The sequence below is a fragment of the Methanosarcina barkeri 3 genome (assembly GCF_000970305.1).
GTDB classification, from domain to species: Archaea; Halobacteriota; Methanosarcinia; order Methanosarcinales; family Methanosarcinaceae; genus Methanosarcina; species Methanosarcina barkeri_A.
Genome location: NZ_CP009517.1, coordinates 171,999 through 197,063, shown reverse-complemented (window position 1 = coordinate 197,063; position 25,065 = coordinate 171,999). Strand labels below are relative to the sequence as shown.

Sequence of the window (25,065 nt, the reverse complement as noted above, 5' to 3'; positions counted from 1 at the left end):
AAGGATCTAATATTTCTTGCAGAAATTTATGCAATGTTACATGATCTTGGAAAACTTAGTCAAGAATTTATCACAAAACAGAGTAAAGATTCTCCAAACTGCAATTTTGAACATGAAGATATTCTCAAAGGCTGTACCAAAAACTTCGATTATACTGATTTTTTACCTCCTCGATTAAAAATCATTATTTCAAAAAAAGAGATATTGAGTATATTCAATAGAGATCTAAACAATAGAGATTTTAAAAAAGGAAAATATATATTTACTCAGAAATTAACGGATCCAAGCCAGCTAATTTCAAAACACCATAACAAAAATAGTGGAATTGGATTAATAAAATTATTGTCAAACATAGATGGTTTAGATTCTGGTGTAGATAAGGGACTTCTACAGAATAATGGCAAGCAACCAAAAGATAGAGTTTTTAAGTCCACATCTTTTGGTTATGAGAGTGAAAAAAATGAAATTGAATTATTAAATCTTAAAATAATTAGAGATGAACTATGCAATGAACTTGCTAACTTGCTGGAACAGATATGTGAGAATCCAAATAAAATTGCTCTAATTAGAAGAAAGATTCTCCCCTTGATTAAAAGAGAATTTTTAAAGTCGCTTGGAGATACTAGAAGAAGCGGAAATGATGTTACTTTATGGGATCATTCATATTCGGTTGCAAGTCTTTACAAATCAGCCATAGTAAATATGATACATAAAGAGGAATGGATCAATCCAAAAGATTTAAAGTGGGTTATTATAGGAGTACAATATGATAAGCTTGGTCTAATAGAAAAAGCACATAAATTAGTTGATATTGTAGCATACCGAAAACTAACTGAAGATATTGATAAAGAAATAAAAATATATATCGAAGAAGAGTTGCCTATTGGAAATGAAATATACAAAGATGAAAGTGGCATCTATTTTATTGGTCCTGATATAGGCAAAGATTCTCTTGAGAAATTGATAAAAGAAGATATACTGTGTAGAGTAAATAAAAAATCTGATGGAGAAGTAATCCCATATATAAACATAAGTGAACCTTCTCGCTCTCTTGTACTACTCACAAAGCTTTTAACCGAAGCAAAAGGTAACTTTCAGCTGTACGAAGGAATTCCTATATGGAAAGACAAATGGGATCAAGCTTTAACTATCAACGTTCAAGATGCTCTTGTTTATAAAAGTTCCTGTAACATTTGCAAAAACATAAACAAGTGTGCAATTAATAATAGAAAAAATCTAAAACGTAGCTTTTGTAAGAATACCTGTACAAGGTATAGTGAGTGTGTGGCTGGGGGAGGTAATAAAGAACATCAGGTTGATATTTGTCCTGTATGTAAGATCCATCCAAAATGTGAATATCAAGAAGTTTGTAAGTGTTGTTTGAATAGAAGAGAAAATCGAATAAATGATTGGTTGCCTGATTTCTCCAATAAGAAGTATCCGACAATTTGGATTGATGAAATTGCAGATTCAAATGGAAAAGTAGCAATTATAACAGGAAGATTTAACATAAGCAAGTGGCTTGAAGGAGAGCTCCTTAACACCGTGTTTTCTCAGACTCTGGAATCATATGCACATGAATACAAAAATTGGAACTCTTTATGTGACAGTTTGAAACAAGAATTAGAAAATGATAACGAAAAATCAGAAATTTTGGAAAAAATTGCTGGAGAATCATACTATGGTCAAAGTCCTCGACAGTTTTATGAAGATCTTGTGGTGGATAGAAATCCACTTTGGAACACTAAAATAAGTAGTTGGGATAGTTCCAGTAGTGAAAAAGCGGCAGAACGTCTACTATTAACTGTTTTCAGAAAACATCCATCTCCTTCTCGTCTACGAAGAATTTGGACATCTACCAAAGATTTCTGGATCGAAATTCAAAATGAATTGAAAGAAGATCAGGGTATTTACTTAGAGCTTGAATCCAAAAAGAATATTGAAAATAGATTCAAGCGTTTGGAAGTTATATTGGATGAACCATTTCCAAAAGCTAAAGCGGTATATCATCTAAAATTCGAAAAAGTTGGTCTTCTTTCATACTATGATGGCACCAAATTTGTATCTGTCCAGAATCTCCAACATTTTCTCTTACACAAAGAAGACATCGCCAAGTATAAACAAATAGATATAAAGTCAGAAGATGAAAAAAACTCTGAATATAAAAACTATAAAGTAAAGGAAATAAAATTCAGTGAAAAGTCATATAGACCTTTTTTAGAAATTCTGCTGTCTCCAATAACCTTTCAGTTTATTGTGCCTGCAAATAGTGTTCCTGCAGTTTTTAAGAAAATCACAGATAAATATGATAAAGAAATGGGAAATGTCGCTGGCAGGTTACCTCTGAATTTGGGAGTTGTATTTTTTGATTACAAAACAGCTCTTTATGCCTCTGTAAATGCATCTCGAAGGATACTCACAGGTTTTGAAAACGCTGATTTTTTGGATTTCTCTGTAATCTCAAAGAACTCTTCTACAATTGACTTGGAAGTTTCTAAACCAGAAACAAGGAAGAAAAAAGTACAATTGGGAACGAGTTCAAATGCTCAGGCAAGGTATTATTTTAACTTTCTAATTAATGCTTCTGAAGATGAAGCACAAAAAAGAAAGGGTTTCTTTGAAACATTCATAGACGGTAAAAACGAATTTTTGATAAGTGGATCCGATTTAAGCCCAGATGACAATGTAAAGTTGTATCCGAATTACTTTGATTTTGAATTTTTAGATACTACTGCCCGAAGATTAGAAATCAGATATAAGAACCGTAAAAGAATTCAAAAAAGTTCACTCATGGGACCAAGACCTTACCTTCTTGAAGAGTTTATCTCCATATTCGAACAAGTATGGGAGTTGTTCGATAAACCAACAATGACTACATCACAACTCAAAAACATACAAGAAAATCTTGTGAAGCTTCATATGGATTGGAAAGACTGTAAAGAAAAAAATAAAACTGAATACTATGAAACTCTCGAAAAACACATTGAAAATATTTTGATAAATGTTGGAACTCGTAAGTGGTGGAGTTCTTTAGATGAAGAAGGGAAAGAGCTACTTAAGAAGGTTTGTCTCGACAAAACGATTTTTGATATTCTGGAATTTTACAACTCTATACTAAAAATGAAGCCAAATGGTGATAAAAATGAGTAAATACCTTATGTTTGCGCTTGATCCGATACACATCGGCACCGGGGGCTACCAGATAGGACGTGTGGACAATACTATAGTGAGAGAGCCTTCAACCAATATCCCGAAGATCCCCGGAAGTAGCATTGCAGGGACTTCAAGGACTTATGCTACATATAAAGCAATCAATGAAGGAAAAATAGATAAAAAAAACATAGATTGTGCTGGACAGGATAAAGCAGTGTCCGATAAAAAAGAGAGAGGGCACTGTGGGGATTGCATAATCTGCAAATCTTTCGGTTTTTCCAAAAATGATGAAAAAATAGGGAGCTCGCAAGGGCTTGTTTACTTCAGTGACGCTCACATTCTTTTGTTCCCTGTTAGCACCAGGCTAGGGCCTGCGTGGATAACATCTCCCATGCTTTTAGAAGATTTTGACATTCAATTAGAGGAAAACGAACCTTCTGATGATTGTATAGTGGTTGGCTCTGAGTTCTCAAAGGAATCAAGCCTGAATCTTGGGTGGCTCAATCTTCCAATTGAAAATGGAAAAGAACTGCCATCCTTTGATCACCTTGCATCCCTTGGGCCAAAGAAAAATAAATTGCTCTCCAGTAGAATTGTAATCGTGCCTGATTCATTAATTTCACAGATTATTAATTCCAACCTTGAGGTCAGAACTTCAGTATCTATTGATCCGGTAACTGGTGCAGGAAAGGATGGTGCCCTTTTTACCAGTGAAGCCATCCCAAGGAGCACTATACTCTGGTTTGAACTGGGTATAAACGATCCTGATTATTTTGGATATGGCAAAAAGAGTGAGAACAGCTCAGAAGAAGGGAAAAGTAACACCCGGATCTCGCTTCTTGATGTTAAATCAATTGTTAAAGGTGGGTTCTGCTACTTTGAGACTCTTGGTATCGGTGGGATGGTCACAAGAGGTTTCGGAAGAGTCACGATTGAGGAAGTGGGAGAAAATGACTCAAAATAATATTGACTTTATCGCTGCAAAAAGCGGTTTTGATATTGTTGACAAATTAATGAAGCCTGAAGGTTCAAAGGAAGGGATGACACCTAAGGAAATAGAATCTTTCATAAATAAATCAATAGGAGTGCTTTCATCAAATGGTGTGTACGCTCTATGGTTATATTTAAAAGCCTCAAATAAAAACGGGGATGGAAATGGAAAAATTAATGTAGTGGAGATTCTGGAAAAATGTAACATAGAACTCAAATCAGACGTTGGGGAAAGTGAAGAAGATAAAATCATCAACCTTTCAACCGATTTAAGAAAGTTGCTTTTCGCAAAGCAAGTTCTTGAACAAATCTTTATTTATGCACGTTATCGTGCAAAAGCTCAGAATGCATTAAAAAGAGAGGATTCAAAAAAAGAAGATACTGATGAGGAAAAGCAAGAGTGATAACTATGGGCTATACATGCTTTGAATTACGTTTTAAAGCCAGATCCCCAATCTTCATCGGCAGCCGAAAAATTGGCTTTATTCAGCAAACTCGAAGATACATTCCAGGGAAAACACTGTGGGGAGCTATAACCTCAAATGTTGCAAGAAAACTAATAGATGAAGGCGTAAAATATAACCCCAAAGTTTACGAAAAAGTTGGGAAATGTATTGAAGGTTATGTAAAAAACACGTATTTTTTTCCAGAGATTATAGGTCAAAAAAAGAGGAACAGTAAAGATACATTCAATCCTAGCTTTACGAAAGAAGGCTTAAAATACGGCCAGTGTTCCGAAAGAGAATTTGAATCCACTTTCATTAGTTCTTTTGTTTCCACAGCCACACTAGGGAGCAGAAACTCAGCAATGGATGAAAGTTTGCATGAGACCGAATATATTTTGAACAAGGTAAATTGCAAAACTGGGGTTAAGCAGGTTTACTGGAAAGGATATCTTTTTGTGAAAGAAGACATTTCTGGAAAATGTTCTGTAAAAAACAGTGAAGAATTTGAAGAGATAGAACTTGGGTATGAAGGTAAATCAATAAAGTTACTTGAAGCTTTAAGTGAAATCCGTGTAGGTGGTGACCTTAGATATGGATTTGGAACATTGGAGCTGTGCAAAAATAAAGTGAAGAAGATTGAAAAAGGAGCCTCTGTTTTTAACTGGGACCTTGAAAACACCGATCGCTTGATTTTCAATAACGGTTGTACAAATGAAGAAAGCGCTGTCTCGGGGAAGAATTTTGAAGGAAATCCTATATTCGGCCACCTGTTACTAAACACCGATGAAATTGGAACATATAGGGGTGAGCTTGAACCACTTGTGGGAAGAATATACGATAGTAAAAAGGGGTTTGGAAGGCGTTTGGATTCCAATGGGGTTGCGTTTGTTCCTGGTACTTGTTTTGGAGATAAAATAAATAAAATTGAACTTGATTCCTGTGGTCTGCTTAAATTTTCGAATTTAGATTAATACTTTTCACATTTTAATATTTAACAAAATTTTGTAAATTTATATCCTATTTTTAAAGAGGCTCTAAAATGGTGGATGCAAAAGAGTATTATCTTTGTTACATTGACATATTGGGATTTGAAAATAGAGCTAAAGAAATTGTGGGAACTTATGATTTAAATGTAAAACCTTATTATATAAAACCCAGTCACATAAGAAATAAATTAAGACACCATTTGAAAAATAAATTAAAAGAGCTTGAAGAGAGAAATTATATAATTGGAGTCAGTACTGGAAGAGATGATTGGGTAATAGTTTCGGAAGAACTCCAAAAATTAGTCATATCTATTTATGAAATAACAGAGATACAACAAGATTTTCCTTTTGAAATAGCCTTAGGTAGTGCAATTTATACAGAAAATAGGGATTTGTTTAACAGTGATTCCTTTGTTGATGAAGACTCTACTATTTGTTTTTTAAAAAATAATATTATTGGCGAATACTGTAAATGGTATAAAAGTACTCATGATGACCAATCGGTTAGAACCACTTTTATTTTATTTACGGACAAATTATATCAAAAAATGGACTACTGTGATCAAGAAATAATTAGTCCAAAAAGAAATAAAAACAAAATTCTTTATTATGCCGATGTCGAGAGTTTCAAAAGACGAGCCAAAAGTTTGAACTTTTTAAACACGCTAGGAATTCCAAATGACCCTATATATGGAGGAATAGATAAACTTTATGTTATTCCGAAAGAATATGATGAAATTAAGAAAAGTCTGGAAAAAAATAAAGTTATCATTATTACCGGGAATCCAGAATGTGGAAAAACATTTACTGCTGTCAGGCTTTTGTGGGAGTATTACTTAAAAAAGTATCAACCTATATGGGAAATCGGAGAAAATCCATTAGATAAAAAGAAAAAAAGGTTTGAAAAAATAGAATCTGACCTAAAGGAAAAAGTAATTTTTTATTTTGAAGACCCGTTTGGAGAAAAAAATTATGAAAGAATGGGATTTCTGGAAAAAAAGATAAAAACAATAATCGACAAAGCTCGTGAATTTGAAAACGTATTTCTTATAATAACTTCTAGAAGTGAAGTTTTTCAAGAATTTAATTCATATAACTACTTAATTGACATTAAAAGATTTGAATATAAGCTCAATGCAAAAAATAACCTCCAAGAATATAGTGAAAGAGAAGAAATTCTCCTGAACTGGGCTAAAAAAAATAAATGTAAGTGGTTATCTAATGCAAAGCTTAAAACTTCTATCTTAGAACTTTTAAAGTTACCTAATAATCTGCCAACTCCTTTGAGTATTAGAAATTTTTGTTTTGCAAGCTGTGATATCACAGATTCTCTAATATTGAAAGAACAGATAACTGAAAAATCAAAGGAGACAGATATTAGTTTTGCGGATGAAATTAATGCTTTCTCAGCGGATAAAATCTTATTTATATCATTTCCTTTTATATCCGGTTCTTTTAGGGTAAAATTCGTTGAAGAAAAATACAATGAAATGATTCAAGAATTTGGAATAAAAGATGCTTTGAGTTTTGCTTCACTATTTAAATGGTTTAGAGGCGATAAAATTGAAGAATTCAAAATTAGAAATGATCAAACTTGTAGAATAAAATTTTCCCATCCTTCATATCTTCAAGCTTTAAAATATCTGCTTGCAACAAAAGAACAGTCTACAGCCATTTTTCCAGAAATTTTTTTTAAGTTTTTACAGAAATTGGCTGAAGATAAAAATGCCTCAAGATATATCCCCAGAATCATAGCGGACAACTATACCCAGTTTCCAAAAGAGATACAGAGCTTACTTTTTACACTAGCACAGAATGAGAATACAAAAAAATTCGTCGCTCGTACCCTTGTGTATAATTATTCAAATATTCCCAACGAAGCACAGGCCCTGTTACAGGATTTGTATTTTGATGAGAACCTCAAAAAGGATATTGCAAGAGCGATAACTGATTATTTCTATGTAGCCCCAAAAGAAATACAGAAGTGGCTGTTTGAAATGGCCCAAGATGATAAGATTGCAGGTCATCTTGCACGAGCTGTGATTGATAACTATCATGAGGTATCAGGAGATGTAAAAAATTTAATATTTGAACTTTATGGAAAAGGCCGTTTTGATGAAGACATCGCTCGTGCTATTACTGAAAATTATAGCGACCTTCCGGACTATCTAAAATGTTTACTTTTTAATATTATCGAAAAAGAAAACTCTAGGCCCTATGTCGCGAAAGCAATTGCAGACAAATCTAAAAATATACCGGTTGACATCGTAGAATATATATTAATAAAACTTTCAAATGACAAAGCTTGTGAAAAATACGTTGCAAGATGCATAATTAAAAATTTTGACAATACTTCCGATAATTTAAAGAATGTTCTGTATAAATATATTGAAAAATCTCAGGATGTTGTATATATTTTACAGTCTTTTGAAATAAATTTTGAGAATCTTTCAGAAGATGCACGTGTAATTATACTATCCAAGCTATCCAATGGTGAAAAAACTGCAAAGTATCCCGTTAGAATTCCAACAAAATTTTAATGTGAATTCAACAGTAATCCATAAGTTGTTGTTTAGGTTTATTCCAAAAATAAATCCTAAAATAAGACAGAATAATGCTCTTCAAACAAATAGAAGAATGACTCTCACAAAAAAGATTAAAATCAGAACCGTGAAATAATAAATAAAGTCATTACTTAACAAAGTGAACCCCATAACCACCAACCTCGAAACTCCAGAATATTGTCATCGATTTGACCCCGCCACTGGGACGGGAAATTGTTCTAATAAAATTGTTTAAATTAAAAAAATAAAAGGTTCATCAAGGATTCAGCTACCACGTAATTTAGTGTGCCTCTTAACTTTAGAAAGATAATAAAATTAAGGCATTTTTGAAAAATTAATGGTTGTGCGAAAATTCCAAATCTTATAAACTCTATAGGGGACAGTGCTGTGAATTTTTTTCAGATTTAATGCGAGGGTTGGGATTCGAATGCATGAATTCCTACGAAACCAGCTTTCTAACTGGCGCTTTTGACCTAATTGTAACAACTAGAGTTTAATGCCTGATATGTTGTTCTCATGTTGAAAAGAGTGAAAAAAGAATCAATTTTCTTCAGGAATATGCACAATAACCGTAAGTTCCTGCCCTTCTAAATCTTTTCCCACGGAAGATAAGTGACCTTGTGGCCCAAACTGACAAATAAACACCTTATCTTCAGAATTAAACAATAGATTGTCCAGATCTCTGTGACCTACTATAACGGTCGCTTGAAGTCCCGCAAAATTCACGCGACGAAAAACGGGATACCCACGTTTATCGACAGTGCAATATTCAATAATATCTTTTTTTCCCGGCCTAAGGGATATAACGCAAGGTATAATCATTTTAACTGTTTTTCCTGGGCGCTTAGGTTCTCTCATATGTCTAATTTTTGACTTTCAATATTTAAAACTTAAGTAAGACAAATGAAATTCATATTAAGCAAATTTGTGTAATGAAATCGCTTGAACTACCTGTTATTAGCCATATGGACGTAAAGTTTATATAGTTTACGTCAACATTTATATTGTAGTTACACAAAATGAGCGCAACAGAAACATACAAAAGAATTAGCAACAATCAAAGCAATCTAAAAAGCTTGAGAGAATAAGCATGACGAAAGACCAAATTAGAGCGATTTTGAACGAAATGAAATAGGAGGGATGAAAATTGTACATAAAAACTTTCTGTGCCCATTGTGGAAAAACTAACTTGCACAACGTAGCAGTTAGCTGTGAAAAAACTTCCGGTATTTTAAACGGGAAATTATTCTCACGCTCTACCATTAAAGGAGTGGAAGTAAGAGAAACAGTAACAGAAGAAATTTTAATGAAATCAGTTTTGAAAACGCTGAGAGAGCATAAAAAATTACATATAAGTAAAGAGGAACTTGCGGATACTCTCAAAAATATATTTGGAATCTCAAGTGAGTTGTCCTGCGAGATTGCTGAAAAAATACAAAGAGAAAATGAAGTACTGGAAGCTGATTTTAAATCTAACATAAAAGCTATTAAAAAAACAAGTAAAAGCCAAACGTCAAAAAAAGTGACATGAAAATCACTGTCAGGAAAATGATTTTATTTTTATTAGTTTCTTTTCTTTTGACTCAATTAACAAGGTCTGTATCCTGATAAGCCCGGTCAAACTTAATCTCTAAGATATATCAGCTTACTGATGATTCACTCAGCTGTTCTAGAATGTATCAAGAATAATTGATACCCACCCTCTGGATTCTTAAAATTTGAACTTCTTTTAATTATAGTCTTAAAATATCCAATAGAAAAGGAGATTGGACATGAATAAAGAGAGCGATGCAGTATTGGAAGAAAAGAAAACTGAAGACAACTCAAAAAATGATGAAGACTTACTATATACACACAAACCTGAAAATCGAGGAAATAGTATGCAATGGAACTCTGCTTTTTGCAGAAGACCAGGTCATTAAAAATACTAAAAATCTCGTAACCTCTAACTGATCGTTTTATAGATAATTCTGGCACTCTTCTATTACCTATAAACAAGCATCCTTTAACTTGAAATCATTTTAAAAGATTCGCAACTAACTATAATAATATTTTTAAATAGGAGTATTAATATGTCATTTTTGAACGAAATGTTGCCTGAAACTGCGGAAGCTTTCGGGAAGATGAGAGATTCCATATTTAAAGACGCCTTTCTGGATCTTAAAACAAAAGAATTAATTGCTGTCGCTTCTTCGGTCCTTATGCGCTGTCAGTTTTGTGTTGACACCCATTCACAAAGAGCAATTAATGCAGGAGCCACAAAGGAGGAAATTGCAGAAGCTATCTCAGTTGTAATGTTTATTGCTGCTGGTTCACAGATAGGATGGACTAATATATACGAAGAAAACATATACAATAAGATCTTTGAAAAGGATAGTAAAGAAGAAGAGGACTGTAATTGTTGCTCTGGTGACTGAAAACTTCGTTTAATTATCTTTCAAGTTTTCCTTAACTTCTTACCTAATTTATTCTAATTTTCTTCCTTTACTACAAGGACAGATCTTTTTGAATGTCTTATTACCTTATCTGTTACGCTTCCAAGCAAAAATCTTTCCAATCCACCTTTACCAAGAGTTCCCATCACTATCAGATTCACTTTTTTCTGCTCCGCAAATTCCAGGATTACATTAGCCGGGTTACCTTCAATAACCACACCTTCAAAGTCTATTCCCTTACTCTGTGCAACATTATTTGCATATTGAATAGCGTTGTCTCCTTCTTGACGTAGAGTTTCCTCCATGACATCCCATTTGGAACCTAGATAAATTGGCGTTTCTAATGTAGGCGGAGCATATGCATTTTTGTCCAAAACATAAAGGGCATAGACCTTTGCACCCATTAATTTTGCAAGTTCCATTCCGTGAAGAACGGCGTGTTGACTACACTTAGACCCATCTGTTGCAATTAGAATTACATGGTAAGTATTATTAAGAGTCACTAATCTCCCCCGGTTCCAGGATATTATCGAACTGTGTCGATAACAAACTAAGCATGAGTAAAGTTATTACACTATTATTCTGAAATACAAGCATCTGAAATACAAGCATCTGAAATACAAGCATCTGAAATACAAGCATCTGAAATACAAGCATCTGAAATACAAGCAAATAAGATTACTGGAGCTATTCACGTAGCCTTCGAGACTCTGTAAAGAGATGAATTTTGATATTTATCCAGTTTAGAGGGGCTTTATTTTTGAGATAACGTTTAGAATATCGCTAAATTCAGGGTTTAACCTGTAAAAACGCCACTTAGAGTTGTTATAAGCTTCGATAATTCCACAGTTTTTCATGATAGTCAAATGATGGGAAACCAGATTCTGTCTCTCATTCAACTTGAATATCAGTTCGCATACGCAGTGGTCTCTCTGAGAGAGAAAATAAGCAATTTTTAATCTTATCGGATGCCCGAGAGCACTGAATATTTCACTGGCCTTCTTTATATCATTGTCCAGAAAATCTATTTCCTGGAGCATTTTCTCTTCCCATTCCTTTTTTTTCTCAGGGTCCGCAGGGCAGCAGTAGCTCATAAATAAAAGAAGTTGAGCTTTCTAAATAAGAGTTTTCATATCAGTTTTGTTTGATATCTAATTCATTACTGGTATTTTTTCTCTTTCTCATACTCTGACGATTGCATGTGGAGGTATCTTGATATGGGATGTGCAGTTTTTGTCAATTGAAATCCTGAACTTAATTTGAGAACTTATGAGTGTTTTTCGAATGCAATTTACTGAACTTGCATTATAACAGAATTTTGTTGGACATAATCATTTAATACTCCTATTTTCGATATTTTTTACAATGTTTTCTTTATAAATACAAGTTTTGCGGCCAGATGAAGAAGATCAAAAACCATTAAATATATATGGATATATGCGCATATATCCATATAATCATGCTTGACAGTAAAGTGAAATTCTTTAAAGCTCTCGGAGACGAGACAAGGCTTACCATTCTATCTTACTTGTTGGAACACAGTTACTGCGCCTGTGATTTCTCTTCCCTTACAAAAAAGGATCAAACTACGGTTTCAAAGCACCTTAAAGTTCTTGTTGAAGCTGGAATTTTAAAGTACGAAAAGCAGGGAAGAAATATCATCTACAGTATAAAAAACAAGGAGATTGAGGATTTACTTCTCTCTCTTGGAATCAGGGATATAAAACCCTGTTGTGATAAGCAGCAGGTCTCAGGAGTATACCCTATGTGTAAAACTGAAGTCTCAGGGATATATCCTATGTGTAAAACTGAAAACAGAGCTAACAATGCAATTAATGAGACTGCTGACAACCAGGTTGAAAAACAAGTCTAAGGATAACTGACATAAGCTAAAGATAGAATGGGAAAAATTATCGAAATAAGGAATGGATAGAACATGGATGCTAATGAAAAAAAGGAAATTATCAAAAAGAAGTATCAGGAAATTGCAGTTTTAGGTAGCTCTTGTTGTCCTGGCAGGGGATGCTGTGGTGATTCCAGCCCGGCAGTTCTTTCCAAGTCTCTTGGTTATTCTGAATCGGATATTCAGGCTGTTCCGGATGCAAACATGGGACTTGGCTGTGGTAACCCTACCGCTTTTGCAGAACTCAATCCAGGAGACGTTGTTCTGGATCTGGGTTCAGGTGCAGGGTTTGATTGTTTTCTTGCTGCACAGAAAGTAGGAAGCTCAGGGAAGATTATCGGAGTAGATATGACTCCTGAAATGGTTGAAAAAGCGCAGTCTAATGCTAGAAAATACGGATACTCAAATGTTGAATTTCGTCATGGAGATATTGAGGCTCTTCCGGTTAAAGATAGTTCTGTGGATATTATCATTAGTAACTGTGTAATTAACCTGGCTCCGGATAAGGAAAAGGTTTTCAGAGAAGCCTTCCGGGTTTTGAGGCCCGGAGGAAGGATGTATATCTCGGATATGGTTCTTCTGGAGGACTTACCTGAAGAGCTTAAAAATGACAGTAGCTTGCTTGCAGGTTGTATTGCTGGTGCAGTTTTAAAAGAGAAATATTTGAGGCTTCTGAAAAAAGCAGGGTTTTCGGTAGAAATCCTGAGTGAAGACTTGGATATTAGTAAAAGGCAATACGGAGATTTGCCAGTCGAAAGCCTGAAATTAAAAGCCTGGGTATAAAAAAGATAGGATAAATACATGGAAAAAGGTATGATTAAACATCAGAATTCCTGAACGACTACTTTTACTTATTTCCGGTTTTCCCTTACCTGTTCATAAAAAATCTTTATTTCTTCATCCGGATTTTTTAATATTTATTCCAATAGGTTAAAGGAAATGTAGCAATGCTAATTAATCATCATATCTAATATTAATCAGATGGCGCCGAATACAAGATCACAGGAAAAGAAAAAGGTTCTCTTTCTATGCACCCACAACTCTGTCAGGTCCCAGATGGCGGAAGGTCTTTTGAGGGCTATTTATGGAGACCGATACGAGGCTTACAGCGCAGGTGTCAGTGCCACAACTGTTAATCCTCATGCTATTCAGGTAATGAAGGAAATAGACATTGATATTTCCAATCAATACTCCAAAACTCCCAAAGAATTCCAAGATATTATTTTTGATATGGCAGTTACGGTATGTGATCGTGCTAAAGTTTCCTGTCCTATCTGCAGTACAAATCTGGAGATTCCTGCAGAATATCCCAGAGCAAGAGAAGTGATTCACAAAAGTTTTGAAGATCCTGCTGCGGCAGTGGGGTCGGAAGAAGAACAGCTCAGAGTCTTTCGGCGAGTCAGAGATGAGATAAAGGATTGGATCTTGCACACATTTGAAAAAACGCTCCAAATTTGAAGAGTATATGTTTACTTTTATTAACCAGAATAACTGTGAAAGTCAAAATAGTCTTTATTTCCCGTTTAACAATAAGTGTAATTTCCTGTTTCGAAAAATATATAATTTCAAAGATTCAATAATTAATGATATGATTGATGAAGAAAATATACAACTTTTCAAAGCTCTAAGCGAAGAGACAAGGTATAGAATAATTAAGGCTTTAATCGAATCTGAGAATAAATGCAGAGAAAACAAATACGGTAATACAGGGGAGCTATGTGCCTGTGAGATTCCGGAAATAATTGGTAGGACCCAATCCAATACTTCGATGCACCTTGCAAAGTTGCAGAATTGGGGAATAATTAAGGTAAGAAAAGAAGGGAAGATGAGGCTCTATTCTATAGAAAACAATAAAATCAGAAAGGTTTTAAAAGTTATTGACGAGTAGTTTTTTGTCCAATCACTTGAGTCGAAGTTCAAGATCTGTAATCCAGGATATGTGATGTATTGTTTTTCTATCTCTTATGACTTCTTTATTGGATTCACTTAAGGTTTATAAGAACGATCTCGGTTTCAACTAATATCTATGCATTGCTGAGACCATTTATCTGAATAACAAAAACTTAAATGACAAAAATTAAGGGTGACAAATTGACTGAATTTACTGTAAATTCTACTATCTGTGGTTTTGTTCACAAGATACACGGAAGCAAAAAAGGAAACAAAATTATTGTTGATATCGAAACTCCGTGTGAAAAGATAAAGAAATTCTCTCACATGGAAGTTCCCATGATGGAAATTCTGGATATCAAGAACAACTATGTCATTGATAGAGCACAGGAGGCTCAGTGCTCCTCTAATTGCCTTGTACCCTGCGCAGTGCTCAATCTATGCAGAATGGAAAGCGGTTTCCTTGCAAAATCCCTGGTAAAAAAAGCAGGTAGCATCAGTATAGAGTTTGATGAAGTTTAAAAAAGGAGGCAAGCTTTTTCCTTTTTTAATTTTTCAATAAATGTCTTCAAGAGGCTTATCCTTTCTTAATTTTGGACATTACATTCTGCTTTACTTCATTCTCATACTTCTTCCAGCTGTGTTCATGAATCTCGGGCATGGAAATCTCCGGAACTTCACTTCTTTCTTTTCCGCTACAGGAATCGATCGCCTGTTGAATGACTGTGGGATCAGTTGTTCCTACAAGGTCAATAATCTCAATTTCCCGGAGGAAGCGAGAGATTGTGGTCGCCGGAATATCGTCAAGATAAGGAATCACTCCTTCTGACCCTATAACCTTTTTTGATCCTCCGAAAGTCGAAACCCCGTTTTCGGCAAGTGCCAGCAAGGACTGCCCTGCAAAATGATCACTTTCCTTCCCGCAGACAATAAGGCAACTTATGTGAGAGTTAGAGAGCACATTAACTATTACCTTCTCAATCCCGAAATTCTCCGTAAAACAAGTTCCACAGATGGCGTAATTTTCTAGGTTCAGACTTCGATAGTCAGAGGCAAGAGTTACTACTGCTACTGGAGATTTTTGGTCTCCTACTATATAATCACCGGAAGTTGCAGGCCATCCCATGTAAAAGCTCCTTTTCTAAGTAGTTGTTAAAAGGTTGTTTAGTTCACTTTTTGATCATTTACTATTTTCATTTAATGAGTTATTAACTGAGATATCAACTTCTGTTTAACGAGCCTATCCCAAAAGCCATTTAGTTCTTAATCGTCAAGAATTTTCAGGATTACTTCCATGATCCGAAATTTGATTGATTATTTGGAACATAGGATTCAGAGAAGCAATTTTGAGTTTATCAGCCTTCGCATGCTTTAAATGAGATACAATATTTCTTTCTCCAGTAAAGTGCAACATTGACAAGTCCTATCATAACGGGCACTTCAATCAGAGGCCCTACTACCGCTGCAAATGCTTGCCCTGAATCTATGCCGAAAACCGCTACTGCTACTGCAATTGCCAGTTCGAAATTATTGCTGGCTGCGGTAAAAGAAAGGGACGTCGTCTGTCCGTAACTTACCCCTAACTTCATAGCAATAAAAAAGGAGATCCCGAACATAACTATGAAGTAGATTAAGAGAGGAATTGCAATCCTTACAACATCTAAAGGTAAGGTAACGATATATTCGCCTTTTAATGAAAACATTACAACAATCGTAAACAGTAGAGCGTAAAGCGAAATAGGACCTGCTCTGGGAATGAACTCTTCGTCATACCATTTTGCTCCTCTCGAAGGACGCAGGAAGTAGCGGGTTAAAAAGCCAGCAGCGAAAGGAATTCCAAGGTAAATTGCAACACTCTGGGCAACTTCTCTTATAGAGATATCTATTTCCATACCACTAAGTCCCAACCACTCAGGCAGTACGGTTATGAAGAAGTAAGCAAAGACGGAATAGAAGACTAACTGAAAGATAGAATTGAAGGCTACCAGAGCAGCAGCATATTCATTGTCTCCGTCTGCCAGAGTGTTCCATACAATTACCATGGCAATACATCTTGCGAGCCCTATTAGAATCACGCCTACCATGTACTCGGGATAGTCCCTCAAAAATACTATTGCCAAGATAAACATCAAAACAGGGCCAATAATCCAGTTTTGCAGTAAGGACAAAAACAATACTTTATAATTTTTGAAAACCTTGCCTAATTCCTCATATTTAACCCGCGCCAGTGGAGGATACATCATAACTATTAATCCAATGGCAATGGGAATGGATGTAGTGCCAATAGAAAGGCTCTGCAAAAATTCCGAAAAGCCGGGAAAAACAAAACCTAAGGCTACACCAATAAACATAGCCAGGAAAATCCAAACAGTTAAATAACGATTTAAAAATGATAATTTTGATACAGTGGACTTTTCCATATGATCTTCCTCTGTTTTAATGAAAATAATTATTTTAAATAGTTACTCGCAAGATCTACCGCTTATTTTGAATTTTTCCAACAAAGATAGGTCTTCTTCGCAAATGCTGATCTTTCCAATTTCGTTATTGAGAATGATTAAGAGAAAAGGATACTTTAGAAAAATTTCCTCATTAAGCCGGTAATAAACCCATTGAGATTTTTTTTCGGAGACGATAATCTTTGTAGTTTTCAACTTATTAAGATGCCTGGAAACATTGGATTGTTTAATATTCAGAACTGCTTCAATATCACAGACGCACAATTCACCGTTTCTTAAAAGATTAAGTATCCTCAATCTGTTTTCATCAGCCAGCGCCTTAAATATTTGCACAATATCCGCAGCATCACCACCATTATATGAGTATATGCAATTATACTCATATACTATTTAAAATTATAGTTTTATTATTTTATCGTTCAATGTTTATGAAAATTATTTTCAGAATCATGATTCTTAAGTAAAATTAATAGAAAAAGAAAATCTTGCTGTTTTTCACACTAAAGTAATAAGAAATATAAATTAACTTATAATAGAGACAAATAGAGAAAAAGACAAAAGCAATCTATCCGAGTATCTCACAAAACAAAATAGAAAAGAGTCTAATGTATTATTGCACAACGATTTATTGTACAACGATTTTAAAGGAATCTAAGGTTTTATAAGTTAGTTTTTTCATAAAGTCATGTCACCTATAAGAGTGCTTCTTTCACTGCCTCTTTCATCCTCTCTCCCACAAGTGTTGCTTTTTCTCAATGTGATGCTTCTTTCGGGCTGCAATTTATGAGAATGCTCATTAACCTGTCTGCTGTCCTGTAGTATTTCATGTCTTCGAGCCTGACAAGAAGGTTAGATAAAGTTTCACTAAACTCTCTGCACTTCTCTTTGTTGCAGACTGCCTGCTCGTGTAACGTACTCACGAACTCTAATTCCCTAATAAACTCAGATGGAAGCTTTTCAGCCATTATAACTTTCCTTTCAGTTGACTCTTATTGTAATCCGCAAACCGTCATTTAAAACGTGTATGCGCGTTTACAGTGCTCCATCATATCCTCTACAAGAACGGAATAAAAGTTGTCCGGAATTATAACTTTCTCTCTAACGTTTATAGCTCTAGCCTTGAGATCTTCCTGACAGGCATAAACTATGTATCCGGGTAGTTCCAGTATACCGGAAAGCAGATGATATACTCCATCTCCTGCAAGGTAAATCCTGGCATTTCCAGAGCGAGTAACCAGTTTAAGACATAATTCCGACCGTAGATTAGATGGAGAATTTGTCAGCAGAAACACATCATATTCTTCCTGCATACTATCACCTCTTTTTTTAAAATAAGATTACGGAGTCTAAATTTTCCATCTCTTTGAGAAAGTCCTCTTCATCGACAAGCTCTATGGTCTCTATAAGAGTTTTATCAAAAAGCCCCCTCTCGATCAGTGAGGGTTCATGCACCAGTACTCTTAGCTCACCATAAGAATAGAGAATATCTGAAAGGTTTGGCATTCTAAGATTTGTGCTATCCTGGTCAGCAGCTGCAAGATAAACTCCATCTCCGTAAAGACCGAGAGTTACATTCATTCCATTAAGACTTACTGCAACGGCATTCAATGCTCCGAATGCCTTTTCACTTCCGTATGGGGCAGTATCCAGCAGATAGAAAACTGATTTCATCGTTCAAACCTCTTTTGGGGAGCTTATCTTGACAGTGAGATTACTCTATCACTCTTTTTCAGCATTTCTGCGAGTTCATAAAGGCTGGAAATTCTTATTCCAGGGTGATAGTCTTTGCAGTTACTTCCGTTCTCAAGGTTCTCTTCTGCAATGTAGCCTCTTGCAGCAGCACATCGGGCACATGCTCTGATTACGACTCCTTTCTCTGCAAGTCCGGTGAAAAGTTCACCTATGTTAGAAAAGAAGGAAGGGGTCTGGCCTTTTCGAGGTATGTGCACTGCATCCAGGTAGAGGAATATATTCACGTGATACCATCTAAGCGCTTCTTCGGTAAGTTTACAGGCAATTTCAGCGTACTCGGAAATATAAGGACCATCGGTAAGCACTATAGTAAGTGTCTTCAAAATCTCCTCCGAATGAATTATAATTTAATACATTATTAATAAAGATTAAATGTAATTGGCAAGAACCTGCAGGTGTTCAAGATTGGTTACATATTTTGATTCTTTGAGAGGTGTGCATTTGTCCAGGCTTGTTTCCCCACCCATGAGCTTTATTGCAAAAGTATAACAGCTCTGGTCGCCACATTTACTACAGTTGGTCTGAGGCAGGTATTTGTAGATCTCCATAGGTTCGACCCTGACTTTTTCCCTTGGTGCCGGAGCAACACCTTTTGTAATAGCTTCATTGATGGTATTTTTTAAGTTCTTGAGAGATTCTTTTGCTTCATCCTCATTTTTTATCATTGTCATGGTCACTTTTCCAGTGCCGTAAACAGTTGTAATAATTTCTCCTTTTTGAATTATCAGGGCATTTATTTTGCCTGAATATTTGCCTCTGGGAAAGAGTGGCTCAAGAACCTTGAGAGTTCCACCCAGGGGAGGAGCTATGTTTGCAATTACCCTGAACTTTGAGGAATCAGCTATACAGGGTAAAAGTTGCCTGACTTCAGTAATTTCTATTGGTTTTGCCTGAGAAATATCTGCAGTTTTATCTGCACCTTTCTCTTCTTTCTCTTTAAGGAAATTCTTTCCATATTCGCTTAGTCTCACAATCCCTTCTTCGATTTCGATCAAACTAGCCTGCTGAAGAAGCTTGAGATGGAAATCAAGCATTGTCTTCCCTACTTCTCCTCCAATTTCCTCAGTACTTTTATCTCCTGCCGATAAAAAGTTCATCATCTTCCGTCGGGTAGCATTAGACATAGCGTTGTTTACCAGTTTTATCTCATTAGGATTTCCAGGCATCTTTAACACCTACGAAAGTTATGAAAATTAACTTATTCTCTGACATAACAATATCAGTATTTCTTCTTTCAAAAATAAAACTTGATTCTTTTAATCGATATGGGTTTAGTTCATAAAAACCCACGGTATAGATATCAAAAAAGATTGATATGAGTTTTAGAATCTGGCTTATTCATTTATTATTCATTGATCATATAATTGCCGCAAGTAAGACTTTTTATATGAATCATTCTAAACGTTTACTTCGACCCCTTATTATTATAAACTTTCAAAAGCCAGACCCAGGACATAATATCCGGAATTAACTATTCCCTTACCAACGAGAACTTTCACCATCATTGAACTCAACTTGGTATCACTCTGATCAGCATTCCTCAGAATTAAATCTGTGATAATTAATCCGGCACCAAGAAACGAATTGTTTTCTACTATCGAAAAACGAATATCGGTATTAATAATTGAGCTGTCCGTAACATAACTCATAATAAGATTTCCATTGGCAAGCAGACTGCTTCATGTTCCTATCACTCCAAACCAGATTGTACAACTTGGCTCAAGAACAGCATAATTGCCAATTTGTGCCATAAAAAACTCAAAAATTATCAACGAATCACACTAATAACCTGACCAAGAATTCCACTAATGATTTTATTAACAAGTGCAGGAAAAATAGGCAATAATTAACAAGTGAAAAAACCCCGGATTATCCAGTGTAATCAAGGCAGCTCACTCTTTGGGGCCCCACTATCCAGATAGTGAAGTGTAATGTCATCTCCATTAAGGTCAATCTGGATAAGTTCGTATACTTCTGCAAACACTACAATATCCCATTCAAAATCGTTATCGCTTATAGGGATATCTTCAGGATACAAAATCAGAAAACTGTTATTGTAAAAGAGTGATGAAATTTAATTAAATTTTATATAACAGTAAATTGAACGTGAAGTTATTACCTGTGAACATCCCCTAACAGCCTGGTTTTTCTTCTAAAAGCCTGGATTTAGTTCTCTAAAGACAAATTTCTTACCTTGAAAAACTCATGTTTTGCACGATACACGAAATTAGTCACTTTCGTTTCATCTTTGAAACCATTAGAGCCTTTAAGCCCGGAACTGGCGTCTACGCCATATGGCTTTACAAACCGTATAGCCTCTCCAACGTTTTCTGGAGTCAGACCTCCTGCTAAGATAACTGGTCGTGATATCTCTTTAACGATGTTTCTACTAATGTTCCAGTCATGGACTAAACCTGTTGAACCTACTTTACCATTGGCTAAATCAAGAGTATCCAGAATGAAAGCATCCACCACGGATTCGAAGGGTTTCATAGCGTGAATAATTCCTAACCCTGTAACATGAAAGTTTTTGATTATTTTTATATGAGGGAAGATTTTACGCAGCAATATGATACAATCAACTGTACAGTCGGAATGCAACTGGATAGAAGTAGCGCCTATTTTATGCACCAGATTGGAGATTTCTTTAGCATTATCCAGTTCTGTAACCAGAACTGGCGAAATATAAGGAGGGCATTCTTTCACGATCTTTTGGGCTAAGTGTTTGTCAATAAAATCGTCTGAGTTATGCTTTTGTCCCACTACCAATCCAATTGCATCAGCTCCACAGTATGCAGCCATAATAGCATCTTCGACCCTTTTAATACCACAAACTTTTATTCTCATAATTTTCTCCTGAAAAGTCTTTGATAGTGCTCTGACAAGTCAAGTGCAAATCTATTGATTACTGTGAAAAAGAAAGACTTATTATATGAATCATCTGTGTTCAATACTTTCACCCAGCTCGGTTACTCCTTTTAGCCTATTACTCATAATTCATTTTAAGGTTGGTTGAAATGGATACATCAGAAAAATATATCAGAATGTGCTCACTCGCGAAGGAAATTCAGAAGAAATGGGTATTCCAATCCGGTGATTTTGTTTATAATCCTGCTTTTGAAAAAGTTGAGGTTTTACTCCACCTCGGAAATAATTCTATTAATTATATCTGGCTACCGAGACAGGATCAACTGCAAGAAATCTGTACTGCATTTTTTATGCAGAAGCTGAGGATATCGAAATCCGAAGCATTCTTACGATTTTTGGAATGGTACTCTGGACGCCTTAGATATACTTTTGAACATGGACTTAAGAATGGAAATGGTTTTATTGACTCGGGAGAAGAACTTTTGTTAAACCGTGCAATGATAATGATGCACTGGAAAAAATGGGATGGGGAAAACTGGATAAAAGCTTTAGAAGTGCCTGCCCCGAAGCCGCAGCAGTCTTCACCTGGGAATTATGGAATCAAAGTATAAGGTGTTTTTATGATAGACAAGTATAAGTCGAAAATCGAATCTAGTGTCATGAAAATTTAGTTATTGGTAATCTGATGAGCTCAAAATCATTGTATGCTGATGAGAAGTTACCAAAATTATGCACAACAACTAAACTGCCAAGACACTAGTTTCCCTCCCAAATGAGCGGGGGCCACCAACAAAGAGTTTCAATTGCCAGGGCGCTTGCCCACAACCCCAGAGTGTTTTAAAGTCAACACTCGAATGTCAACCAATTGTCAACGAAAACCGTTATTAAACCCGTCTCCTTAGATATCCATTTTGCCGAAACTCAAAAGAGATGTAGAAAAAGATTATGAGCAAAAATAAGAGCTATTAAAAAAAGTTTAGTGCGAGAGGTGCGATTCGAACGCACGAATTCCTACAAAACTGAACTCTGAATTCTCCTCACCTAGCCTAGCTTTCTCGAGTTTTTTTCTTTAGGTCTTGTAATCTTTACTCTTTCATGCAGAAGGGAGTTTCAGCGATTTCGGAACTTTCTAATGGTAATTTCATGGCAGTATGAATTCTTAAGACACCTTGTAAGTTTTTTTAGCTGAATATTTTAGCATATTAATTCAGCTTTGATTTACCAGAATACCATCTTTTAATAAATGATCTTAAATTCTTTTGTACTTATATATCCTGAATTTAGAATTAAATAATTGAAAATTAAATTCATGCCTTGGGAATTAATGTTTTTTAAATGAATATAAGGGGAAGAGACCAGTGAAAATTAACAAAAAATCATATTTGATAATTTTAGTTTCAACAGTTTTATTTTTTGTATTTTCTATTTTAATTTCATCCTTAGCATTAGCTGCCCAGGAAATCAGGCTCTCAGAGGATATTGGAGAGAACGGAGAACCTTCTATTTATGGCGACAAAGTGGTGTGGGTATATTGGGACAAAATTCATCTTTATGACTTAAAAACCAGAAATGATACCACAATTATTATACCTGAGCATTATTATGCAGCAAATTCTGCCATCTATGATAATAAAATTGTATGGTATCTTTGTAATTCTAATGATGTTGAGCATAGTAGCAAATTTTGCGTGTATGATATACTAACTTCTACAAGTTCGCTAATTACAGAGAATGTATCTTATTACGACAGACCTGATATCTATGGTGATAGATTTGTATGGGTAGGAATGAGTCATATTTGTATGTACAATATTTCTACTCAGATTCAAACTCAGATTCCCATAAACGGATTTGCAAGGGATCTTACCATTTATGATAACAAAATAGTGTGGGTGGGTTATGGAAACGGAACTATTATAGATAAAAATAAAAATTCCATTGGTAGATCAGATATTTACATGTATGATCTCTCCACATCCAAGGAAACTCGAATTACTACTAGCGGACTTGCATCAACTCCAGCTATCTATGGCGACAGAATAGTGTGGCAGGATAAGCGCAATTTAGACGTCCTTACTGGAGGAATAGGAGATATCTATATGTATAACCTCTCAACTGAGAAAGAAAGCCGGATCTCTTACAGCGGACAGTCCTCGTCAGGTTCGTCTCCAGCTATCTATGGTGATAGGATAGTGTGGCAAGATCGTCGTAATGGAAAAGAAGATATCTATATGTACAACCTCTCAAGTCAGAAGGAGAGTCAGATTACCACTAGCGGAAGTGCACACAGTCCTGATATCTACGGAGACAGGATAGTATATAGGGATAATCGTCAAAGATTGCCACCTGGTGATGGTTATTTTAGTGATATCTATATGTATGATCTCACTGCTAGGCACATAGAACCACAAGCTGGGTTTATATCCAATGTGACTTCTGGAACAGCACCTCTAACAGTGTTATTCACTGATACCAGCACTGGTGGAGTACCAACTTCCTGGTATTGGGACACTGGGGACGGTGCTTACTCAGGACATGCCATGAATACAACACACACTTTTACGAAGCCAGGAGTGTATAATGTTACATTAACAGTGGCAAACGAAGCAGGCAATAATACGGTAACAAAACCCGATTATATTATTGTAACTTCCCCAAAAACACTAATTGCAAAAGTCTTTGCCAATGTAACTTCCGGACCTGCACCTTTAGATGTGCAATTCTATGATACCAGTACTGGTGGAGTACCGACCTCTTGGTACTGGGACACTGGAGACGGTGTTTACTCAAGACATGCCATGAACACAACAAATACGTTTACAAATCCAGGGTTGTATGATATTACTTTAACAGTGGCAAATGAAGTAAGCAATAGTACGGTGACAAAAAAGAGTTACATTAATGTGACTTCCCCAATTAATGCAAATTCCCCAAAAAAACCAGTTGCAGATTTCTTTGCTGATGTAATCTCCGGAACAACACCTCTAACAGTGTTATTCACTGATACCAGCACTGGTGGAGTACCAACTTCCTGGTATTGGGACTTTGGGGACGGTACTTACTCAGACCATGCCAGGAATACAACACATACATTTACAAATCCAGGGTTGTATGATATTACTTTAACAGTGGCAAATGAAGCAGGCAATAGTACGGCAATAGGAAAGAGTTATATTACAGTAACTTTCCCAAAAACACCAGTTGCATACTTCTCTGCTAATGTAACCTCTGGAACAGCGCCTTTAACGGTATTATTCGCTGCTACAAGACATCAAACGCTGTTATATACTGAGATCATCAATGGTGGAGTACCAACTTCCTGGCATTGGGATTTTGGCGATGGTATCAGTTCAAAACGTGCTATGAATGTAACCCACACGTTTGCGAAACCAGGAAATTATACAGTCAGTCTGACTGCAGAAAATGCAGCAGGGAAAAGTACAGCGACAAAGCCGGGTTACATAGTTGTTACCAATCCAGGCACTCCGGTTGCAGATTGCAATAGTAAGATTACAGAAGGTTAGTCTCTCTGACAGTACAGTTTAACGATCTTTCCCAGAAAGCAACTTCAAGGACTTGGGATTTCAATGGCAGCGGATAGCATGACTCAAATGACCAA

General features: G+C 35.6%; 29 protein-coding genes and 1 pseudogene. 16 read left to right on the top strand and 14 right to left on the bottom strand.

The window, feature by feature from the left end; genetic code table 11:
- The first annotated feature begins 33 nt into the window (after window positions 1-33).
- The 5 genes from MSBR3_RS00835 (at window position 34) to MSBR3_RS00815 (ending at window position 8,115) form a co-directional block, all read left to right on the top strand.
- Complete coding sequence (locus MSBR3_RS00835) at window positions 34-3,150, top strand: CRISPR-associated protein Csx11 (protein WP_048105777.1); 3,117 nt, start codon at window positions 34-36, stop codon at window positions 3,148-3,150.
- Window positions 3,143-4,117, top strand: a complete 975-nt coding sequence (gene cmr4 / locus MSBR3_RS00830; RefSeq protein WP_230627646.1) for a type III-B CRISPR module RAMP protein Cmr4 — start codon at window positions 3,143-3,145, stop codon at window positions 4,115-4,117. The genes MSBR3_RS00835 and cmr4 overlap by 8 nt, the downstream gene beginning before the upstream one ends.
- Window positions 4,104-4,547, top strand: a complete 444-nt coding sequence (locus MSBR3_RS00825) for a hypothetical protein (RefSeq protein WP_048105773.1) — start codon at window positions 4,104-4,106, stop codon at window positions 4,545-4,547. The genes cmr4 and MSBR3_RS00825 overlap by 14 nt, the downstream gene beginning before the upstream one ends.
- 5 nt (window positions 4,548-4,552) lie before the next feature.
- Window positions 4,553-5,560, top strand: a complete 1,008-nt coding sequence (locus MSBR3_RS00820; RefSeq protein ID WP_048105772.1) for an RAMP superfamily CRISPR-associated protein — start codon at window positions 4,553-4,555, stop codon at window positions 5,558-5,560.
- Between the two features lie 68 nt (window positions 5,561-5,628).
- Window positions 5,629-8,115 carry an nSTAND3 domain-containing NTPase gene (locus MSBR3_RS00815; RefSeq protein ID WP_048105770.1) on the top strand — a complete coding sequence of 829 codons (2,487 nt, stop codon included), beginning with the start codon at window positions 5,629-5,631 and terminating at the stop codon, window positions 8,113-8,115.
- A gap of 564 nt (window positions 8,116-8,679) precedes the next feature.
- On the opposite strand, the gene MSBR3_RS00810 is transcribed toward MSBR3_RS00815, so the two are convergent.
- Entirely contained in the window at window positions 8,680-8,961 is a 282-nt protein-coding gene (locus tag MSBR3_RS00810) for a hypothetical protein (RefSeq protein WP_048105768.1), read from the bottom strand.
- Window positions 8,962-9,286: 325 nt separating this feature from the next.
- On the opposite strand from MSBR3_RS00810, the gene MSBR3_RS00805 reads away from it, so the two are divergent.
- The 3 genes from MSBR3_RS00805 to MSBR3_RS00800 all read left to right on the top strand — a co-directional run bounded on the left by MSBR3_RS00805 (window position 9,287) and on the right by MSBR3_RS00800 (window position 10,556).
- A complete protein-coding gene (locus MSBR3_RS00805) occupies window positions 9,287-9,670 on the top strand; it encodes a hypothetical protein (protein WP_048105766.1) in 384 nt (127 codons plus the stop codon).
- A gap of 241 nt (window positions 9,671-9,911) precedes the next feature.
- Entirely contained in the window at window positions 9,912-10,061 is a 150-nt protein-coding gene (locus tag MSBR3_RS19755) for a hypothetical protein (protein WP_155396621.1), read from the top strand.
- 150 nt (window positions 10,062-10,211) lie between these two features.
- Window positions 10,212-10,556, top strand: coding sequence for a carboxymuconolactone decarboxylase family protein (locus MSBR3_RS00800; protein ID WP_048105765.1), 345 nt, complete (start codon window positions 10,212-10,214; stop codon window positions 10,554-10,556).
- Window positions 10,557-10,609: 53 nt separating this feature from the next.
- Here the strand turns inward: MSBR3_RS00800 and MSBR3_RS00795 are convergent, their stop codons facing one another.
- Window positions 10,610-11,077: a universal stress protein gene (locus tag MSBR3_RS00795; protein WP_048105764.1), complete on the bottom strand. Its 468-nt coding sequence runs from the start codon at window positions 11,075-11,077 to the stop codon at window positions 10,610-10,612.
- Between the two features lie 240 nt (window positions 11,078-11,317).
- Complete coding sequence (locus MSBR3_RS00785; protein WP_052723222.1) at window positions 11,318-11,668, bottom strand: ArsR/SmtB family transcription factor; 351 nt, start codon at window positions 11,666-11,668, stop codon at window positions 11,318-11,320.
- 335 nt (window positions 11,669-12,003) lie between these two features.
- Between MSBR3_RS00785 and MSBR3_RS00780 the strand changes: the two genes are divergently transcribed.
- The 5 genes from MSBR3_RS00780 to MSBR3_RS00760 all read left to right on the top strand — a co-directional run bounded on the left by MSBR3_RS00780 (window position 12,004) and on the right by MSBR3_RS00760 (window position 14,889).
- Complete coding sequence (locus tag MSBR3_RS00780) at window positions 12,004-12,447, top strand: ArsR/SmtB family transcription factor (protein ID WP_048105761.1); 444 nt, start codon at window positions 12,004-12,006, stop codon at window positions 12,445-12,447.
- Between the two features lie 63 nt (window positions 12,448-12,510).
- On the top strand, window positions 12,511-13,260 hold the full coding sequence (locus tag MSBR3_RS00775; RefSeq protein ID WP_048105759.1) for an arsenite methyltransferase: 750 nt from the start codon (window positions 12,511-12,513) through the stop codon (window positions 13,258-13,260).
- A gap of 198 nt (window positions 13,261-13,458) precedes the next feature.
- Window positions 13,459-13,935 (top strand): arsenate reductase ArsC, encoded by a 477-nt coding sequence (locus MSBR3_RS00770; protein WP_048105757.1) that lies wholly within the window; start codon window positions 13,459-13,461, stop codon window positions 13,933-13,935.
- A gap of 130 nt (window positions 13,936-14,065) precedes the next feature.
- On the top strand, window positions 14,066-14,365 hold the full coding sequence (locus MSBR3_RS00765) for an ArsR/SmtB family transcription factor (RefSeq protein WP_048109828.1): 300 nt from the start codon (window positions 14,066-14,068) through the stop codon (window positions 14,363-14,365).
- Window positions 14,366-14,568: 203 nt separating this feature from the next.
- On the top strand, window positions 14,569-14,889 hold the full coding sequence (locus MSBR3_RS00760; protein ID WP_048105754.1) for a DUF6951 family protein: 321 nt from the start codon (window positions 14,569-14,571) through the stop codon (window positions 14,887-14,889).
- A 55-nt stretch (window positions 14,890-14,944) separates the two neighbouring features.
- On the opposite strand, the pseudogene MSBR3_RS00755 reads toward MSBR3_RS00760, so the two are convergent.
- The 11 genes and pseudogenes from MSBR3_RS00755 to MSBR3_RS00710 all read right to left on the bottom strand — a co-directional run.
- Window positions 14,945-15,496 (bottom strand): annotated as a pseudogene (locus MSBR3_RS00755) (tetrahydromethanopterin S-methyltransferase subunit A); the annotation flags it as partial.
- Window positions 15,497-15,722: 226 nt separating this feature from the next.
- On the bottom strand, window positions 15,723-16,718 hold the full coding sequence (gene arsB, locus MSBR3_RS00750; protein WP_329956826.1) for an ACR3 family arsenite efflux transporter: 996 nt from the start codon (window positions 16,716-16,718) through the stop codon (window positions 15,723-15,725).
- A 111-nt stretch (window positions 16,719-16,829) separates the two neighbouring features.
- Entirely contained in the window at window positions 16,830-17,159 is a 330-nt protein-coding gene (locus MSBR3_RS00745; protein ID WP_230627644.1) for an ArsR/SmtB family transcription factor, read from the bottom strand.
- A gap of 419 nt (window positions 17,160-17,578) precedes the next feature.
- A complete protein-coding gene (locus MSBR3_RS00740; protein ID WP_230627642.1) occupies window positions 17,579-17,746 on the bottom strand; it encodes a hypothetical protein in 168 nt (55 codons plus the stop codon).
- A 93-nt stretch (window positions 17,747-17,839) separates the two neighbouring features.
- Entirely contained in the window at window positions 17,840-18,136 is a 297-nt protein-coding gene (tusB, locus tag MSBR3_RS00735) for a sulfurtransferase complex subunit TusB (protein ID WP_048105746.1), read from the bottom strand.
- Between the two features lie 16 nt (window positions 18,137-18,152).
- A complete protein-coding gene (locus MSBR3_RS00730) occupies window positions 18,153-18,497 on the bottom strand; it encodes a DsrE family protein (protein ID WP_048105744.1) in 345 nt (114 codons plus the stop codon).
- 23 nt (window positions 18,498-18,520) lie between these two features.
- On the bottom strand, window positions 18,521-18,901 hold the full coding sequence (locus tag MSBR3_RS00725; protein ID WP_052723221.1) for a DsrE/DsrF/TusD sulfur relay family protein: 381 nt from the start codon (window positions 18,899-18,901) through the stop codon (window positions 18,521-18,523).
- 45 nt (window positions 18,902-18,946) lie between these two features.
- Entirely contained in the window at window positions 18,947-19,744 is a 798-nt protein-coding gene (locus tag MSBR3_RS00720) for a (Fe-S)-binding protein (RefSeq protein WP_048105740.1), read from the bottom strand.
- 258 nt (window positions 19,745-20,002) lie between these two features.
- Window positions 20,003-20,227 (bottom strand): hypothetical protein, encoded by a 225-nt coding sequence (locus MSBR3_RS00715; RefSeq protein WP_048105738.1) that lies wholly within the window; start codon window positions 20,225-20,227, stop codon window positions 20,003-20,005.
- Window positions 20,228-20,460: 233 nt separating this feature from the next.
- Complete coding sequence (locus tag MSBR3_RS19750) at window positions 20,461-20,616, bottom strand: hypothetical protein (protein WP_155396619.1); 156 nt, start codon at window positions 20,614-20,616, stop codon at window positions 20,461-20,463.
- Window positions 20,617-20,744: 128 nt separating this feature from the next.
- Window positions 20,745-21,425, bottom strand: a complete 681-nt coding sequence (locus MSBR3_RS00710) for a phosphoribosylanthranilate isomerase (RefSeq protein WP_048105736.1) — start codon at window positions 21,423-21,425, stop codon at window positions 20,745-20,747.
- A gap of 170 nt (window positions 21,426-21,595) precedes the next feature.
- Between MSBR3_RS00710 and MSBR3_RS00705 the strand changes: the two genes are divergently transcribed.
- From MSBR3_RS00705 to MSBR3_RS00700, 3 genes are all read left to right on the top strand, one after another.
- Entirely contained in the window at window positions 21,596-22,057 is a 462-nt protein-coding gene (locus MSBR3_RS00705) for a hypothetical protein (protein ID WP_048105735.1), read from the top strand.
- A gap of 161 nt (window positions 22,058-22,218) precedes the next feature.
- Window positions 22,219-22,287 carry an ATP-binding cassette domain-containing protein gene (locus MSBR3_RS21580; protein ID WP_080942381.1) on the top strand — a complete coding sequence of 23 codons (69 nt, stop codon included), beginning with the start codon at window positions 22,219-22,221 and terminating at the stop codon, window positions 22,285-22,287.
- Window positions 22,288-22,804: 517 nt separating this feature from the next.
- Window positions 22,805-24,970: a PKD domain-containing protein gene (locus MSBR3_RS00700; protein ID WP_052723220.1), complete on the top strand. Its 2,166-nt coding sequence runs from the start codon at window positions 22,805-22,807 to the stop codon at window positions 24,968-24,970.
- The last annotated feature ends 95 nt before the right edge of the window (window positions 24,971-25,065 follow it).

What these genes read in the sequence shown, in the direction of transcription:
- MSBR3_RS00835 (WP_048105777.1), top strand. Translation starts at nt 34, where the DNA reads ATGTTACATGATCTTGGAAAACTTAGTCAAGAATTTATCACAAAACAG.
- cmr4 (WP_230627646.1), top strand. Translation starts at nt 3,143, where the DNA reads ATGAGTAAATACCTTATGTTTGCGCTTGATCCGATACACATCGGCACC.
- MSBR3_RS00825 (WP_048105773.1), top strand. Translation starts at nt 4,104, where the DNA reads ATGACTCAAAATAATATTGACTTTATCGCTGCAAAAAGCGGTTTTGAT.
- MSBR3_RS00820 (WP_048105772.1), top strand. Translation starts at nt 4,553, where the DNA reads ATGGGCTATACATGCTTTGAATTACGTTTTAAAGCCAGATCCCCAATC.
- MSBR3_RS00815 (WP_048105770.1), top strand. Translation starts at nt 5,629, where the DNA reads ATGGTGGATGCAAAAGAGTATTATCTTTGTTACATTGACATATTGGGA.
- MSBR3_RS00810 (WP_048105768.1), bottom strand. Translation starts at nt 8,961, where the DNA reads ATGATTATACCTTGCGTTATATCCCTTAGGCCGGGAAAAAAAGATATT.
- MSBR3_RS19755 (WP_155396621.1), top strand. Translation starts at nt 9,912, where the DNA reads ATGAATAAAGAGAGCGATGCAGTATTGGAAGAAAAGAAAACTGAAGAC.
- MSBR3_RS00800 (WP_048105765.1), top strand. Translation starts at nt 10,212, where the DNA reads ATGTCATTTTTGAACGAAATGTTGCCTGAAACTGCGGAAGCTTTCGGG.
- MSBR3_RS00785 (WP_052723222.1), bottom strand. Translation starts at nt 11,668, where the DNA reads ATGAGCTACTGCTGCCCTGCGGACCCTGAGAAAAAAAAGGAATGGGAA.
- MSBR3_RS00780 (WP_048105761.1), top strand. Translation starts at nt 12,004, where the DNA reads ATGGATATATGCGCATATATCCATATAATCATGCTTGACAGTAAAGTG.
- MSBR3_RS00775 (WP_048105759.1), top strand. Translation starts at nt 12,511, where the DNA reads ATGGATGCTAATGAAAAAAAGGAAATTATCAAAAAGAAGTATCAGGAA.
- MSBR3_RS00770 (WP_048105757.1), top strand. Translation starts at nt 13,459, where the DNA reads ATGGCGCCGAATACAAGATCACAGGAAAAGAAAAAGGTTCTCTTTCTA.
- MSBR3_RS00765 (WP_048109828.1), top strand. Translation starts at nt 14,066, where the DNA reads ATGATTGATGAAGAAAATATACAACTTTTCAAAGCTCTAAGCGAAGAG.
- arsB (WP_329956826.1), bottom strand. Translation starts at nt 16,718, where the DNA reads ATGTTTATTGGTGTAGCCTTAGGTTTTGTTTTTCCCGGCTTTTCGGAA.
- tusB (WP_048105746.1), bottom strand. Translation starts at nt 18,136, where the DNA reads ATGCAGGAAGAATATGATGTGTTTCTGCTGACAAATTCTCCATCTAAT.
- MSBR3_RS00730 (WP_048105744.1), bottom strand. Translation starts at nt 18,497, where the DNA reads ATGAAATCAGTTTTCTATCTGCTGGATACTGCCCCATACGGAAGTGAA.
- MSBR3_RS00720 (WP_048105740.1), bottom strand. Translation starts at nt 19,744, where the DNA reads ATGCCTGGAAATCCTAATGAGATAAAACTGGTAAACAACGCTATGTCT.
- MSBR3_RS00715 (WP_048105738.1), bottom strand. Translation starts at nt 20,227, where the DNA reads ATGAGTTATGTTACGGACAGCTCAATTATTAATACCGATATTCGTTTT.
- MSBR3_RS00710 (WP_048105736.1), bottom strand. Translation starts at nt 21,425, where the DNA reads ATGAGAATAAAAGTTTGTGGTATTAAAAGGGTCGAAGATGCTATTATG.
- MSBR3_RS00705 (WP_048105735.1), top strand. Translation starts at nt 21,596, where the DNA reads ATGGATACATCAGAAAAATATATCAGAATGTGCTCACTCGCGAAGGAA.